General features: G+C 39.0%; 13 protein-coding genes and 1 pseudogene. All 14 read right to left on the bottom strand.

The features are described 5' to 3' along the window. Positions 1–87: 87 nt before the first annotated feature. Complete coding sequence (brnQ, locus tag ADI58_RS09485; RefSeq protein ID WP_033685412.1) at positions 88–1,413, bottom strand: branched-chain amino acid transport system II carrier protein; 1,326 nt, start codon at positions 1,411–1,413, stop codon at positions 88–90. A 170-nt stretch (positions 1,414–1,583) separates the two neighbouring features. Further along, positions 1,584–1,871 (bottom strand): rhodanese-like domain-containing protein, encoded by a 288-nt coding sequence (locus tag ADI58_RS09480; RefSeq protein ID WP_049522414.1) that lies wholly within the window; start codon positions 1,869–1,871, stop codon positions 1,584–1,586. Between the two features lie 205 nt (positions 1,872–2,076). Next, positions 2,077–2,655, bottom strand: coding sequence for a uracil-DNA glycosylase family protein (locus tag ADI58_RS09470; RefSeq protein ID WP_000078161.1), 579 nt, complete (start codon positions 2,653–2,655; stop codon positions 2,077–2,079). Between the two features lie 53 nt (positions 2,656–2,708). Beyond that, positions 2,709–4,109, bottom strand: coding sequence for a dipeptidase PepV (pepV, locus tag ADI58_RS09465; protein ID WP_049522413.1), 1,401 nt, complete (start codon positions 4,107–4,109; stop codon positions 2,709–2,711). A gap of 13 nt (positions 4,110–4,122) precedes the next feature. Beyond that, the gene (locus ADI58_RS09460) at positions 4,123–4,728 is read right to left on the bottom strand and encodes a nitroreductase family protein (RefSeq protein WP_049522412.1); all 606 of its coding nucleotides are present in this window, start codon (positions 4,726–4,728) and stop codon (positions 4,123–4,125) included. Between the two features lie 173 nt (positions 4,729–4,901). Further along, a complete protein-coding gene (locus ADI58_RS09455; RefSeq protein WP_049522411.1) occupies positions 4,902–5,756 on the bottom strand; it encodes a metallophosphoesterase family protein in 855 nt (284 codons plus the stop codon). A gap of 57 nt (positions 5,757–5,813) precedes the next feature. Further along, the gene (locus ADI58_RS09450) at positions 5,814–7,559 is read right to left on the bottom strand and encodes an AAA family ATPase (protein WP_049522410.1); all 1,746 of its coding nucleotides are present in this window, start codon (positions 7,557–7,559) and stop codon (positions 5,814–5,816) included. A 5-nt stretch (positions 7,560–7,564) separates the two neighbouring features. Continuing rightward, positions 7,565–8,533, bottom strand: a complete 969-nt coding sequence (locus ADI58_RS09445) for a hypothetical protein (protein ID WP_049522409.1) — start codon at positions 8,531–8,533, stop codon at positions 7,565–7,567. A 73-nt stretch (positions 8,534–8,606) separates the two neighbouring features. After that, a pseudogene (locus ADI58_RS11710) lies at positions 8,607–8,681 on the bottom strand (metallophosphoesterase family protein); the annotation flags it as partial. Beyond that, positions 8,671–10,518, bottom strand: coding sequence for an excinuclease ABC subunit UvrC (uvrC, locus tag ADI58_RS09440; RefSeq protein ID WP_049522408.1), 1,848 nt, complete (start codon positions 10,516–10,518; stop codon positions 8,671–8,673). The pseudogene ADI58_RS11710 and the gene uvrC, both read right to left, overlap by 11 nt. A gap of 38 nt (positions 10,519–10,556) precedes the next feature. Beyond that, positions 10,557–11,258: a M57 family metalloprotease gene (locus tag ADI58_RS09435; protein ID WP_049522407.1), complete on the bottom strand. Its 702-nt coding sequence runs from the start codon at positions 11,256–11,258 to the stop codon at positions 10,557–10,559. 78 nt (positions 11,259–11,336) lie between these two features. Beyond that, a complete protein-coding gene (locus tag ADI58_RS09430; RefSeq protein WP_049522406.1) occupies positions 11,337–12,503 on the bottom strand; it encodes an aminoacyltransferase in 1,167 nt (388 codons plus the stop codon). A 4-nt stretch (positions 12,504–12,507) separates the two neighbouring features. Further along, positions 12,508–13,728 carry a peptidoglycan bridge formation alanyltransferase MurM gene (murM, locus tag ADI58_RS09425; protein ID WP_049522405.1) on the bottom strand — a complete coding sequence of 407 codons (1,221 nt, stop codon included), beginning with the start codon at positions 13,726–13,728 and terminating at the stop codon, positions 12,508–12,510. Positions 13,729–13,838: 110 nt separating this feature from the next. Further along, entirely contained in the window at positions 13,839–14,618 is a 780-nt protein-coding gene (locus ADI58_RS09420) for an alpha/beta hydrolase (protein ID WP_049522404.1), read from the bottom strand. Positions 14,619–14,657: the final 39 nt, after the last annotated feature.

The following is a 14,657-nucleotide window of genomic DNA, read 5'->3' as shown; positions in this document are numbered from 1 at the left end:
AACTAGGAAACTAGCCGCAGGCTGTACTTGAGTACGACAAGGCGACGTTGACGCGGTTTGAATTTGATTTTCGAAGAGTATTAGTGATTATTCCATTTCAAAAACATCACTTTCTTGCTTGTTTGGTAGAACCAATGAGAGCAAGATTCCGACAACGGCTGGTACTAACCATGGGAGTGATGCCTTGGCAAAAGGAAGAGCGTTGACAAGATTCGCAAGAAACTCAACTTTAAATGAGCTTCCTAGTACGCTTGCAATGGCAATAGCTGTAACAACAGCAATTGTCAACTGCATACCTGGTTTTGAAAGAGCCACAAATTTGTTGACAATGACAATCATAACGATGGCAATGGTGATTGGGTACAAGATAACCAGTACTGGAATTGAGTACTTGATAATCGCATCAAGACCTAAATTGGCAATGGCAAATCCAATCAAAGTAAAGGCTGTCGCATAAACCTTGTAGCTGATTTGTGGGAAGCGTTCATTAAAGAACTCAGCTGTTGACACAATCAAACCAACAGTTGTTGTGAAGCAGGTTACGGTAACCATAGCTGCAAGGAAGAGTTGAGCTGTTGAGCCAAAGATTTCTTGAGTAGCTTGTGACAAGATGTAAACACCTGGTGTTCCACCCTTCATCGCTTCAGCTGGTACTGGGAAATGATTTCCAAGGAAACCTAAACCGATGTAAAGAGCGCTGAAGGCAAGGGCAACAACGATACCAACCACCCAAATAGTTGAAATGTATTCTTTCTTACTTGAAAATCCAAGTTGTTTCAAGGTTTGAACTGCGATTACACTGAAGGCAACTGAGGCAAGAGCATCCAAGGTATTATATCCTTCTAGGAAACCTGTACCAAAGGCAGAAGCTTGATAAGCAGCTGAAGCAGCTTGAGGACTTGTTCCACCGTATTTGAAAGCTCCCAGAACAACCAAGATAACAATCAAAATCGCAAAGACTGGTGTTAAAATACGGCCGATACGGTCTAAGATTTTTGATGGATTAAGCGAAATCAAATAGGCTGCTGCAAAATACAGAACTGTAAAGACAATCAAACCAAGACCTTTATTTGCATCTGACAAAAGAGGGCTAATCCCTACTTCATAAGCTGTTGTAGCTGTACGTGGGATAGCAAAGAATGGACCGATTGACAAGTAAAGAACTGAGAGGTAAAGAGTCGCAAACCAAGGCGCTATCTTTGTTGAAATCTCGTAGATATATCCTTTAGGATTTAGCGTTCCAATAATAAGAGTCAAGACGGCGATACCGACGCCTGAAAAGACAAAACCTGCGATGGCAGGAAGAAAATGTTCTCCAGATAGAGCACCCAGAGAAGGCGGAAAAATCAAGTTCCCCGCACCAAAAAATATTCCAAACAGGAGTAAACCTGTTAAGGCACCTTTTTTAGCCATGAAAATCTCCTTCATATTTATAAAATACTGACCTAGTATACCACGATTAGGAGTCTGAAAAAAGCATCACGAATTAAATATTGAATGTTTTCAAGATTCTTAAAAATGAGAATTATCTAAAAACAAAATCCCCTACCGAGATCACGCCAAGTAGGAGAAAATTCTTATGTTTAGAGTTCTTCAAAGGCAGTCATACCACCTTGAACATTGATAACCTCATAGCCTTGTTCAGCTAAAAATTGACAAGCACGCGCTGATCTCATTCCAGCTTTACAAATGACATAATGCAACTTGTCCTTGTCCAACTGATCATAGCCATCAGCTAATTGACTAAGCGGTAGATTGTGGGCGCCTTCTAAATGAAGAGTTTCAAACTCATCCACTTCTCTCACGTCCACTAGAGAAAGCTGGTCGTTTTGGTAAAGCTGGTAAAATGCGTCAAAGGTAATTTCTTTCATTCTTTTTCTCCTAATACTCTTCGAAAATCTCTTCAAACCACGTCAGCGGCGCCTTACCGTAGGTATGGTTACTGACTTCGTCAGTTCTATCCACAACCTCAAAACTGTGTTTTGAGCTGACTTCGTCAGTTCCATCCACAACCTCAAAGCTGTACTTTGAGCAGCCTGTGGCTAGCTTCCTAGTTTGCTCTTTGATTTTCATTGACTATAAAATGGTTTTAATTCTTTTTTTCAAATCTGGCACTACTTCTGCCTCAAACCAAGGATTTTTGGCCATCCAGATTTGATTTCGCGGTGAGGGGTGAACTAGCGGAAAATAGGTTGGCAAGTAGTTCTGGTAATGTTTTACCCGTTCTGTCACCTTGCCGCTGATTTTCTCCTGTAAATAGTAGGCTTGGGAATATTGCCCAATCAAGAGGGTCAACTGGATATCTGGTAATTCTTTCAAGAGCTGCGGATGCCATTTTTCTGCAAAACCGGTACGAGGTGGAAGATCGCCCGACTTGCCATGCCCTGGAAAGTAGAAATCCATGGGCAGAACTGCGAAATAACCTGAGTTGTAAAAGGTGTCTTCATCCACACCTAGCCACTCCCGCAAGCGGTCACCACTCTTGTCCTTCCAGTAAAGGCCTGCTTCTTGAGTTTTAAGTCCCGGTGCCTGACCGATGATATTGATGCGAGCAGTCTTTGGCGCCGCAAAGAGAGGTTCAATGCCGCGTTCTGTATAGCTGGCATTCTGCGGATCCACCATAATAGCCTGCTTAATTCTTTCGATTTGAGACATCTGTTTTCCCTCCAAAAAGAAGTCCAAGCATAAGATCTCAGACTTCTATCGTTTTATTTGATCAATTCATAGATAGCTTCGGCATAGATTGCTGCTGCGCGGAAGAGATCATCCAAGGCGATAAATTCATTGGCTTGGTGCATAGTATCAATAGAATCTGGGAACATGGCACCGTAGGCAACTCCGCGTTCGAGCAAGCGACCAAAGGTTCCACCACCGATGACTTGCTCGTGACCTTTAAGACCAGTTTGTTTTTCATAAACATTCAACAAGGTTTGCACAAGTGGATCTTCCATTGGCACATAGTGAGGGGTATGACCGTGCTCAGAAAGGCTAACAGAAGCAACTGGCAAGTTTTCAAGGGTTGACTTGATTTGTTCTGGACTTGTTCCTTTTGGATAGCGGATGTTGAGGGCAATGGTATTATCAGCGCTTGTTTCGTCAAAGCGGAAGACACCGGCATTCATAGAAAGGGCACCCATCTTTGCATCCACATGAGCAATCTTGAGATTTTCACCCTCATGGTCGTTCAAGAGAATTTTACCAGCGATGTCAAGGTAGTCTTTGGCTGGACCAGCAAAATCAAACTGGCTAAGGAAGAGGGCTAGGTAAGTCGCACCATTAACACCTGAAGCAGGCATAGCACCGTGGGCTGATTTACCAATGATGGTCACCTTGTATTGGCCAGCTTCTTCTTGAATTTCTCCTCTGAGCTTGTGTTCTGCAACAAAGGCGTCTAGTTTAGCTTGCAAGTCAGCCAAATCACCTGAAACGACTGCTGTTGCTGATTCCGGTACCATGTTTTCACGCAAACCACCTGTGAAGCTGTGAAGACGAGCTGCACCTGCATTTTCACCTGCAAAGTGAAGGTATTCCGTGATATTTCCTTTTTCACCATTGATGATAGGGAATTCAGCATCTGGAGAGAAACCAAAGTCTGGCTTGGCAAGTCCTACGTGCTCAAAGTAGTAGTCCATATCTGCCCAGCCTGATTCTTCATCAGTTCCGACAATGAAGCGAACTTTCTTAGAAGTTGGAAGACCCAATTCTTTGATGATTTTCAAGCCATAGTAACAAGCTGTTGTAGGACCCTTGTCATCAGAAGCTCCACGCGCATAGAGGCGACCATCTTTGATAGTTGGTGTGTATGGATCTGTGTCCCAACCACTACCAGCAGGCACCACGTCCATGTGGGCAAAGATTCCGAGAACTTCTTCTCCGTCACCAAATTCAAAATGTCCTGCGTAGTTGTCAACATTTTTAGTTGGGTAGCCATCGCGGTCTGCGATTTCAAGGAATTTTTCCAAGGCTTTTACTGGACCAGGCCCAAATGGATGCTCAGCATCAACCTTGCTATCATCACGTTCTGAGTTAATTTCCAAAAGGCTAAACAAGTCAGCCAAGAGGTCTTCTTTGCGTTTTTCTACTTCTGCTGTAAAATCAATTGTTGTCATTTCTTTCTTCTTTCTATCTTTTCTCGATGATTTCATCTACTGGCAAGCGGTAACTTGGTTCCAATTTTTCGTCTGTGTATCCCACTGTAATCAAGAGTTCTGGGCGGAAGCGGTCTTCGATTTCCAAAACTTCGTTGACTTTTGATTTGTCAAAACCAAGAATCAGATTTGATCCGATTCCTTGGTCTGTAAGAGCCAGAACCAAGTTCATGGCAACTAAACCTGCATTGAGGGCTAGGTAGTCGCTGACTTGTTGCTCACTGTAACGCGCAAACTCGGCAGGCAAATTTTTCATAAAGTATTGAAGTTGTTCTTCTGAGAAATTGTTAGCACCGCCGACACGGGCAATCTTACGAGCACGTTTAGCCAAATCTGTGTCTGTAAACAAGGCAATAGTTACAGGCGCTGATGATACCTGTTCAAAGTTTGAACCGTAAGCCAATTTTGCTAGTTCGGCATTTTTCTCACGCACCACTACAAATTTCCAAGGCTGGCTGTTGTGGGCGCTTGGTGCCAAGGTTGCAATTTCGATAGCCGTACGCACATCTTTGGGATCAACTGCCTTATCAGTGAACTGCTTGGTCGCATGACGTTTTTTATTTAATTCAAGAAATTTCATAATCGATTTCCTTTTCTAATTCTACTGCTTCCATTTTACCATATTTTGAAAGAGCTTGCAGGGATTTTTCATAGAAATAAACTGGAACAAGGATAAGCAATCGAATGAAGAAAACCATTTAAAGCAGGAATCCCCTCATCCAGTTCCAATTAATTTTCAGCTGCTTAAAGAAACTAGTCCATCTTATATTCTGACTTTATAATCTCCAAGAAATCTTTCACATCTTCTACATACCCATGCTTTTCTATTAAGCTTGCTAATAGTTCCAGATTGTGCCCCTGATAGTTGTCTTCTCTTCGTAGCTCTTCATACATTTCGATAAAGGGAAGTCCCTTGGACTTGGCCAGTTCTAACTCCGCTTCATAATCATAAGCGACTTTACGAAATAGGATATTTACCAATTCCCCATCTTCAACTTCTATCACGGCATACTGGGCACGGTGATTTTTTAACGCCTCCCAATTAAAATAGGGCATGCCAATCGACCCTGGATTGATGATTTGTTGCCCTTGACTGCCGTAACGAAGTAACTGCTTGTGAACATGACCATAGACTGCCACGTCGGTTTCCGCATCTAGCAGTTGGTCAAATTTTTCTGTATCATTCCCAACCAGTAGATCCCCACCATAGTTTTTGTCAGGTAAATTATGTGAGAGAGAAAAACGCAGTCCTTCAACTTCTTTCTTTTCCAGCAATGGTAAGCTTCGTAGCCAGACAATCGTTGCAGGATCCATTCTCTCCATCAAAAACTGGGTCAATCGCATGAGCTGGACTTCCTGTGGGTCTTCTAAGCCATATTGCCCATCTAAAGCCTCAAGGACACAATCATCCCAATTGCCTCGAACACTAGCTGTGATAGGAAGGGCCTTTAGCAGGGCGACCAAGTCATTTGCGCCTGGGCCAGGAAGAAAAATATCTCCCAGAAGCCAGTATTCACTGACTCCTTGATTTTTAGCATCTGCAATCACTGCTTCTAAGGCTGTCGCATTGCCATGAATATCTGATAAAATTGCGATTTTATGGTTCATATTATTACTTTCTAATATTCGTTTACATTAGTATTTCAAGCTATTTGTTTACAGAAATTATGTATCCCTTGTATTTTCTTCAATCATTGTTCTGACTTTCTGGCGTTGTTCATCAGTAAGATCCAATTTGAGTAATTGTTTTTCAATACTAAATTCTGAGGTATTGTATTTCTTATCATACATCTCTAATAATTTATTACGAAGAATTGGCTCGCTGATTAAATGAATTTCTTTTAATAGTTCTTCTTCATTTCCTTTTTGCACTTCTTTCCCATTCAGTCTACTTATCATAGAATCAATCTTTGCTAAAGCAAAATCACCATAAATGTTATCGATCAAATTCTCCTTCATGATTTCTTGGATATTCTTAGCAAACGTATTTTGTAATCTTTTTCCTTCTGAATATCCCGTTTCTTGATTTTTTTCAATCATAATCACATTTCCTGATTTAATATCTGAAAGCATATAAGGGGAATGAGTTGTGAAGATGAGCTGAATTTTTTTCTCCCGTCCCTCAGTTTCTAATATTTCAGAAAAAATTTTTATAAGAATGTTAATTAATCTCCTGGACCATTCTAAATGCATGCCTGTTTCTAATTCATCAACTAGCAGTATAATATCTTCAGCATTTTTTTCATACATAACTAAATACGAATAAACTCGTGAAAATATTTCAATTAAGTTCCCTTCTCCAGTTGACATATGATAATTAGGAGTCTCATTTAACGCATAATCATTATTATATTTTTTATTTGATATATAACAATCATTTACTAATTCTTTCGATTTTGTATACTGAAATAGTATGTCACTAAGTTCCTCAAATAAATATCTTTTATTAGAGTATTTTAACAAAATTGAATTATAATAATCTTCAATTAAAGAACTATTTTCTCGAATTTTTCTAAAAATATCAACTATATTAATTATTGATTTAACATACTCTTTTGCAACTCTCCTAGTTTCATCCTCTGGTTTATTCCTCTCGTTTTTGCCTAATTCTTTTACTATCTCTTCAAGTAAATTTCCGCCTATACCCTCATAATCAGAAACATCCTCTTCTAAATATTTTTTACATTTCGATAATAAAGGTTCAGATAAAAATTTCTTTATTAATTTAACTTCGTCATAGAAAATATTATATATAGACTTATATATTAAAAATCCTATAGCTTTTATCTCCCTCGGAATTGATTTCAAACCATAGGATTCAATCTCTAACGAACAAGATAAATCCGAACTAATAATTTTACGATCGCTTAACCACAAATATGAATGTATAAACCTTGTTAATCCCATTTGATTCAATGTTGTGCGATATCTAAGGAAACCTCTTCCCCTATTTAACAAACTAACGTATAAAATATTTTGAGTCCCATCATAATATCCTGAATCATCCTCAAAACTTCCATCTTGATTTCTGTAAAAAGGAGATTCTCCATATTCTGATAAATTAGTAATAGATAAATTTTGTCGAGAAACCTTAAACCTTACTTTATTTTCGTGCTTTCCAAGTTCAAAAATAAAAAAATATTGATTTCCAAGATCTTGCTCGAATTTATCCGGTGAGTAGCCACTAATTATGTTTAAAACTGTTGTTTTCCCTGTCCCATTTATACCTACTATTGGTGAAATATTATAAATAAATTGTCCATAAAAATTTTCGATATAGTCTGGATTTTTATCAATTTTAAGTTCATTCGTTTCAAAGTTAAAATCAACTTTATATTCGTCAGAAAAATTAAAAACCTCTTCTTTAAAAAGTTCATTATATCTTTTAATCACCAAAGCAATCAATGCCATTACTTTTATCCTATCAATCCTATTTCTCTACCAATATCTGCAACCATCTTCGAGAGTGGTCTTTTCCCATAATTTTCTTTGTCCGTGTAGTGACCTGTTATAAAGCGATTCAACTCAGCTTGACTCAATTCAAAATTTGTTTGATTTAAGATTTTTGACAAACCTTCTCTATAACTATCTGTATATACTTCTTTTTTCCAAATCAATTCATTGACTACATCAATGTGGCTTTGATATAGCTCCTCTATTCCCAAAATACGAATCCCATTTTTAAAGTCTGGATTACAAGAATCAATTTTTATTTCAATCTTATCAGTAGACTTTGGAATGTATGTAAACTTTACATCATCGAATGGAAAACTGCTATCATAAGGACTATGTTTTAAATCCTTATTTAATTTCACATGATTGCAACTATAGCAACTAGGTATTAAATTATAAAATGAAACAGCAAATAGTGGATAGCTGTCTTTTGGAAAAAAATGGTCGAGTTGAGCAGTATTTACTACTTTAGTCTGACCGTTAATTTCTTGTTTGCAACCCAGACATTCTTTTTCAGTCCCATCAATTACCAATAACTCTTGATTACAGTTATTACATTGAAGGAATTTATATGTTGAACTTATATAATTACGATTACAATACGGACATACTGAAATATTCTTTGAGTCAATTATTTTCTTTCTTAGTTCGGAATCAATCTTTTCGTAGGATTTTTTTAGATACTCTGCTAATCTAGGTTCTTTATCTAAGAAATTATGCAAGAATTCTTTAATGTTCTCTAAAAATGAATACTCACCAGTCATTATCTTTAGAAAAGCATCTTTTTCTCTTGCTAGTTTTGGTACATTGCTGGCTACCCAACTATTTAAATCATTTTTAAATTCAGGATAATTTCGAAAATTCATTTTTTTATATAATTCTAAACAAATTTTTTCAACTTCAAACGGATTTGATTTTTCTATAGGTATCATAACTGACTTTCCATTCTATCACAATATACTATTCGCAAAATCTTGATTGTCATGTTAATCAAGATTTTGCTAAGGATTCTGCAATCACTGCTTCTAGCGCCGTCGCATTTCCATGAATATCTGATAAAATTGCGATTTTATGTTTCATTGTGGTTTCCTTCCGTTTGGTAATCTACTCTTTCTTCTGCCACTTGAGGCAAGGTTTCTGTTTCATGCGGGTTCAACTTGTTTTGCACAGCTTCTGCGACTGCTCTTGGTACCCCAACTTCGACAATCTCATCCACACTGGCTTCCTTGATTTTAGTTAGAGATTTGAAATGCTTCATGAGATTTTGCTTGCGTTTAGGTCCCAGCCCTTCAATTCCATCCAATTGGGATGAAAAGGAATTTTTGGAGCGCAGTTGGCGATGGAAAGTGATAGCAAAGCGGTGCACCTCATCCTGAATGCGTTGCAAAAGGAAAAATTCCTGAGAATTGCGAGATAACTCCACCACCTCAAGCGGATCTCCAAAGAGCAATTCATGGGTTTGGTGCTTATCATTCTTTTGCAGACCTGCAATGGGAATATCCAAGCCTAGTTCATCTTGGATGACCTGCTTGGCGATATTGACCTGACCTTGTCCCCCATCAATGACAATCAAATCTGGAGGAGTCAAACCGTCACGCTGTACTCGACCATAGCGCCTGCGAATGACTTCTCTCATACTGGCATAGTCGTCTGGTCCGACGACAGTCTTGATTTTATACTTACGATAATCTTTTTTACTTGGTTTGCCGTTGACAAAGACCACCATGGCTGAAACAGGGCTAGTTCCCATGATATTAGAATTATCGAAGGACTCGATGCGGACTGGGGTCGGTATTTGGAGCAAACGACCTAGATTTTCAATAGCTCCTTGTGTCTTTTCGACAGATTTCTCTAGCAGGTTGAATTTCTGCTCTAGGCTGACTCGAGCATTCTTTATAGCCAGATTGACCAGTTGCTTTTTCTCTCCACGCTGGGGTTTGAGAATCTTGGTATCCGCCAAGACCTTGACTGCTTCTTCATCGATATCTTGCGGAATCAGTACCTCATTGGGTACTAGGTGAGATTTTTCTTGATAAAATTGTCCCACATAGGTTAGAAAGTCCTCATCCGGATCGTTGTAGTATGGAAAGAGATTGACATCGCGCTCAATAAGCTTGCCCTGACGAACAAAGAAAACCTGAACACACATCCATCCCTTGTCCACATAGTAGCCAAAGACATCCCGATTTTGGAGATCCTTAGCCATAACCCGTTGCTTGGTTCGAAGCGTTCCAATGGCCTGAATCAGATCACGGTATTCCGCTGCACGTTCAAATTCCATAGTCTGAGCTGCCGCTGCCATCTTGCCCTTGAGGTCATCGATAATTTTGTCATCCTGCCCTTTTAGGAAATCAGAAACCTCCTGAGCCATAGACTTGAAATAGTCCTCATCTTTCTTACAGATGGTGTGGGCCATACATTGACCGATATGGTAGTAAAAACAGACCTTAGACGGCGGATTGGTACACTTTCTAAAAGGGAAAATCCGATCCAGCAGTCGCTTGATTTCATTGGCTGCCCCCACATCTGGATAAGGTCCAAAATAGAGACCTCCGTCCTTCTTGACCTGTCGGGTAATAATCAAACGAGGGTAGCGCTCACTGGTGATTTTTATAAATGGATAAGACTTATCATCCTTGAGCATGATATTGTACTTAGGCTTGTTTTCCTTGATCAGGTTGATTTCTAGAAGAAGTGCCTCAATATTAGACTCAGTAACGATAAATTCAAAATCCACAATTTCAGACACCAGAGCCTCTGTCTTAGTATCATGACTTCCACGGAAATAAGACCTCACGCGGTTACGCAGATTTTTAGCCTTTCCTACATAGATAATGGTGCCGTTTTTATCCTTGTGAATGTAGCAACCAGGGCTGGTAGGCAAGAGCTCTAGTTTTGATTTAATCAAGTTGTTCATAATTCCATTATAGCAAAAAAGTAGGGAAAGATAGTCCCCTACTCATTGGTCTCATATAATTTTCGAAGTCTTTCAACATCCTCTTCCTGGATACCATAAAAGGAACCTGCAGGTTGCATGACAGACTTCTCATCTGTATGGTCCAAGCCAATTGCATGCCCCAACTCATGTTCTGCCGTATGGACAATACGCTCAAAGGAATAGCCATAGTTAGGATTGGACAAATAATAATGATTCAACCGCACCGTTACAGACAAGAATTGCCCCGTCAAGAGATTGGTCTGACTTTCCGCCTCTCCTGCCACAGGAGTACCTCCGTCATTCATCTCCGTAGCCATAATATCTGCCTTGCCGGCCTCAGTCACAATTTCAAAGTTAAAAGCACCAGTTTGATTCCAATTCTGGATTGCTTCTAAATAAGCTTCTTGAAAGCGTGAATCCATCTGGGGATCCAAGTAAATACGAGCAGAAGCCTGTGGCCACCTTCCTTCAGAATGCTGGTGGCTATCTGTCTGGTTCAACTTAGGCAGTTGCCCTGTTCTTTCCCATTGGTCGATACTTTGTTGACCAATCTTGACTGACCGCTCTGCCTGCTTCAACGCTCCTTGAAAATCCCCGTTCAGATACCAGAGAAATCCAAAAGCAAGAGTGCATAAAAGCAAAACAATCCAAACCAAGCGCCAAAACAAACGCCACACAAAAGAAAAGAAAGCCCCTATCAAACGAAAAAGCCAGCGCATGTCCCTCCACCTTTCTAGCAAATAAAAATTATTTTACTAAAACAAGCTGAAAGAAAGCTAAATACTGACTTTTTCATCTTAACGTCCTAATATTTTTTTGAATAACTGGATAGCTTTGTATTTTAAAGGCGATGGATGATAACGGAAAGTACCCGCTTTGCGTACAATATAGCCATTAAAATTTTGTTTAAAACGCAAAACACCATCACTACCATCAAAAATCCCTTGAATCCCTAGGAAGTTGTATTGATGGATATTTCGTTGCATTGTCTGCTTCATCGCATGATATTGAAGTAAAAATGGAGCTGAAAGCTTCTGATACTCTGCGTACGACCCCCCAAACAAGTAGGTTGCCTCTGTATTTGTGTAGATTATTAAAGCACAAGCCAGAGCAACATTGCCAGACTCACTATCCAAACTAGTTAGAAAATCTTTTTTCTTTTGCAAGGCTTGGTATTGCTGGTGAAATTGTTTCGACTTCTTGTCAAGACTAGCCATCTTCACATTTAAAGCATCTATAGACTGTTGCGGATTGACTTCAGCAATTAGGAAATCCGCCTTATCTCCAAACATATCATACAATTTCATGTAATAATCTAAATTCTTATCCTCAAAACCTTGTCTTTTACCTGTTTCTTCGATAATTTTTTTGAATATTGGAATTTCTTCCCGTTCTGCATTTCGAACAAGAAGATTAAAATCAAAAGCTGATTGAATGTTGCGAATACTATTTTTATTAAAGGATTTCAATAAGGAAACAGCATCATAATCTTGCAAATCTTTGATGTAATGCCAGCTGACTTCTCCATTAGGATAACCTCTTGTCAATCCATCAAATTGATAACCTAAATCAGTTAAACCTTGAATGATACTTTTTTTCTCAGCATCTATCGGATTACCTTGGCTATCAAAAGTTTGATAAGTTTCATAAGGTTTTACAAGCAACTCTAATACACCATTTTGCTTGGCATATTCTTTTAACTTCGCATAAAAAACTGGAAGAGCATCTTGTTGGGTATAAATCGGCCCCGAATTGAGCTCCATATGCAGACCACCCAGCATGGGCAAGCTATAAACCAGAGCTGCAACTTGAATTTCTCCTTCTTGTTTCAAAGCTAGATAAACAATTCGAGCTCCTCTTTTTTCTAACAAGTCCCCCATCTGGACCGATTGCATAAAGGAACGAGAAGAAACCTGATCAGAATAAGCCTGAAACTCTTCTTTCGTGAGTGTAATTAGTGCCATATACTTACTTTCTATGTTTTTTTCTTAATGTTTTACGGAAATCAAGAGCAAGTCTTAACAGAGGATAGAGAGGATGGGTAGGCATTGTAAATTCACCCAAGTATTCTTCGATCGTTGGATTAAAATTAGCTTTAAAACGATAGAGTCCACCATCTAAAGCATTCTCGACGCCTCCTAAATTTTGCCATAAAATGCCACGTTCAAAGGAATATCGAGCTGTCTCATACCAGGTCAAAATAGGAGCTTTATAACGTCTAAAATCTTCATCCATTCCTGCGTATAGATTGACAGAAGTTTGTCCGAATTCTAAAGTCAAGGTAGCCGCTAAGGGAACTCTTGCTTGACCTGCATCCATATATTCCTGCAGGAAAGTCAATTCCTCTAACAAACGTTCTTTTTCCTTCTTCTGCGCTTCTACTTTTGAAGTGCGAGTCGACTCAGTAAAGGTCTCTTCCAAGGCTCTGTTTTTCGCTAACTGTTCTTCTAATTCTTGCGAACGTTTAGAGACATCCAAGGTTGCCAAGGTGATGTAGGCCTTGTCCTTAAAATTATCTAACAACTTTTTATAATAGGCTTCATTCCTCAAATGAATCTCTTTCCGCTTCTCTGTTTTTTTCATCAAAAAGGAAAAAGACTCCAATAATTCAGTTCCACCAAATTGAATCTCTACCCCCTTATTCCGTGCTGTTCGAATAGCCTGTTTTGTTGACTTGGAAAGTTTATCCTCTTTAAAATTTTCCTTGTATATTTTCGCCTGAATACGAGGCTGAATGGTGTCTCCCATTTCCTCTGTTCTTCCTGACCACCTTACTCCCATTTGTTGCAAACTATCAATAATAGCCAGATTTTCAGGAAATTCTGTTTTTTCCTGATTAACTAAACTTTGAGACAGGCAAATACTTGGGTCAAAAGTCACAAAAATAGCTCTCTTACTGCGAGCATAAGACTTAATGGACTGAATGACAAAACTCAAGAGTTCCGTATCCCCATAATCCAATATAGGCCCTCTTGGGATATAAAACATTTTATAGCCTAGCGGAAGAGTTCTAATCAAAATACTAGCTGTCGCCAGTAATTTTTCTTCCCTGTAGACACCAAACTTCTCATGTTGCCAATCAGACTTCACTTCTTCCCAAGCACTACTTTGTAATACATTGGCTAATTCATGTTCTTTGACAAACTGATCATATTCTAATGCGGGAATGCCAATTTGATAACGGTACATTTCCTACTCTCTTTCCTCCAGTATCTTATTACTATTCTACTACTTTCGTTTGAAAAGTCTAGTGAAAACATATTTTATTTTAGTTCTACTCTCCTATGCTGAAGTTCAAACTAAGTCAATCTCTCTTCTAATTTGAAATCAATTGGTAGGGTTACTAAAAAACGTTCCAATTGTTTTTCCCAATAATACCACTCGTGAGTTCCAGCACTATGGCTATAGGTCACATCAAAACCTAGTTTTTTGAGATTTTTCACTGCTAGATTATTGGCTTCATACAAGAAATCCTGCTCTCCACACCAAGCCCACAGCTTGGTCTTTTTATCCGATTTTTTAGCCAGACTTTCAAGCGAATAGGGACTAGTTGTCCAATCTTTAATCTCTCCAAAAACACCTCTCCAGTAAGCTGGTGTCCCCAGATTTTGGCTTTCAGGAGAAAAATCTTGAAAACTAAGAGCGCCTGAAAAGCTAGCTGCACGAGAGAAACGATTTGTAGCAAGAGCCAGTTTAAAACAGCCGTAACCTCCCATAGAGAGACCAGCGATAAAGGTCTTTTCACGCTTGCTAGTCATATTAGGGAAGAAGCGTTTTAAAACCTCTGGCAATTCCTCTGCCAGAGCTGTGTAATAATCAAAACCATACTGAGTATCAGTGTACCAACCATTGCTAGTATTGGGCATAACGACAATGAGATTAGTCCCCCGAAGTAAGCGTTCTACATTAGTCCGCTTGAGCCAACTATTATGATTACCAGACATCCCGTGCAAGAGGTACAAGACGGGAATATCTTTACACTCTGGTTCTTCTACTCGATTGGCATCAGGGTAGAGGACATTCACTCCCCACTCCATATCCAAGACTTGTGAGTAATACTCAATTTTCATTACTGCCATAATTTTTCCTCTATTTTTCTATAAGAAAAAGCCAGAACT

Origin of the sequence: Streptococcus mitis, assembly GCF_001074635.1 — a bacterium.
In the GTDB taxonomy this organism is placed as follows: Bacteria; Bacillota; Bacilli; order Lactobacillales; family Streptococcaceae; genus Streptococcus; species Streptococcus mitis_E.
This window is presented reverse-complemented; position numbering and strand designations above follow the sequence as displayed.

Excerpts from the sequence above, each read along its gene's own strand:
- brnQ (WP_033685412.1), bottom strand. The coding sequence starts at position 1,413 with ATGGCTAAAAAAGGTGCCTTAACAGGTTTACTCCTGTTTGGAATATTT.
- ADI58_RS09480 (WP_049522414.1), bottom strand. The coding sequence starts at position 1,871 with ATGAAAGAAATTACCTTTGACGCATTTTACCAGCTTTACCAAAACGAC.
- ADI58_RS09470 (WP_000078161.1), bottom strand. The coding sequence starts at position 2,655 with ATGTCTCAAATCGAAAGAATTAAGCAGGCTATTATGGTGGATCCGCAG.
- pepV (WP_049522413.1), bottom strand. The coding sequence starts at position 4,109 with ATGACAACAATTGATTTTACAGCAGAAGTAGAAAAACGCAAAGAAGAC.
- ADI58_RS09460 (WP_049522412.1), bottom strand. The coding sequence starts at position 4,728 with ATGAAATTTCTTGAATTAAATAAAAAACGTCATGCGACCAAGCAGTTC.
- ADI58_RS09455 (WP_049522411.1), bottom strand. The coding sequence starts at position 5,756 with ATGAACCATAAAATCGCAATTTTATCAGATATTCATGGCAATGCGACA.
- ADI58_RS09450 (WP_049522410.1), bottom strand. The coding sequence starts at position 7,559 with ATGGCATTGATTGCTTTGGTGATTAAAAGATATAATGAACTTTTTAAA.
- ADI58_RS09445 (WP_049522409.1), bottom strand. The coding sequence starts at position 8,533 with ATGATACCTATAGAAAAATCAAATCCGTTTGAAGTTGAAAAAATTTGT.
- uvrC (WP_049522408.1), bottom strand. The coding sequence starts at position 10,518 with ATGAACAACTTGATTAAATCAAAACTAGAGCTCTTGCCTACCAGCCCT.
- ADI58_RS09435 (WP_049522407.1), bottom strand. The coding sequence starts at position 11,258 with ATGCGCTGGCTTTTTCGTTTGATAGGGGCTTTCTTTTCTTTTGTGTGG.
- ADI58_RS09430 (WP_049522406.1), bottom strand. The coding sequence starts at position 12,503 with ATGGCACTAATTACACTCACGAAAGAAGAGTTTCAGGCTTATTCTGAT.
- murM (WP_049522405.1), bottom strand. The coding sequence starts at position 13,728 with ATGTACCGTTATCAAATTGGCATTCCCGCATTAGAATATGATCAGTTT.
- ADI58_RS09420 (WP_049522404.1), bottom strand. The coding sequence starts at position 14,618 with ATGGCAGTAATGAAAATTGAGTATTACTCACAAGTCTTGGATATGGAG.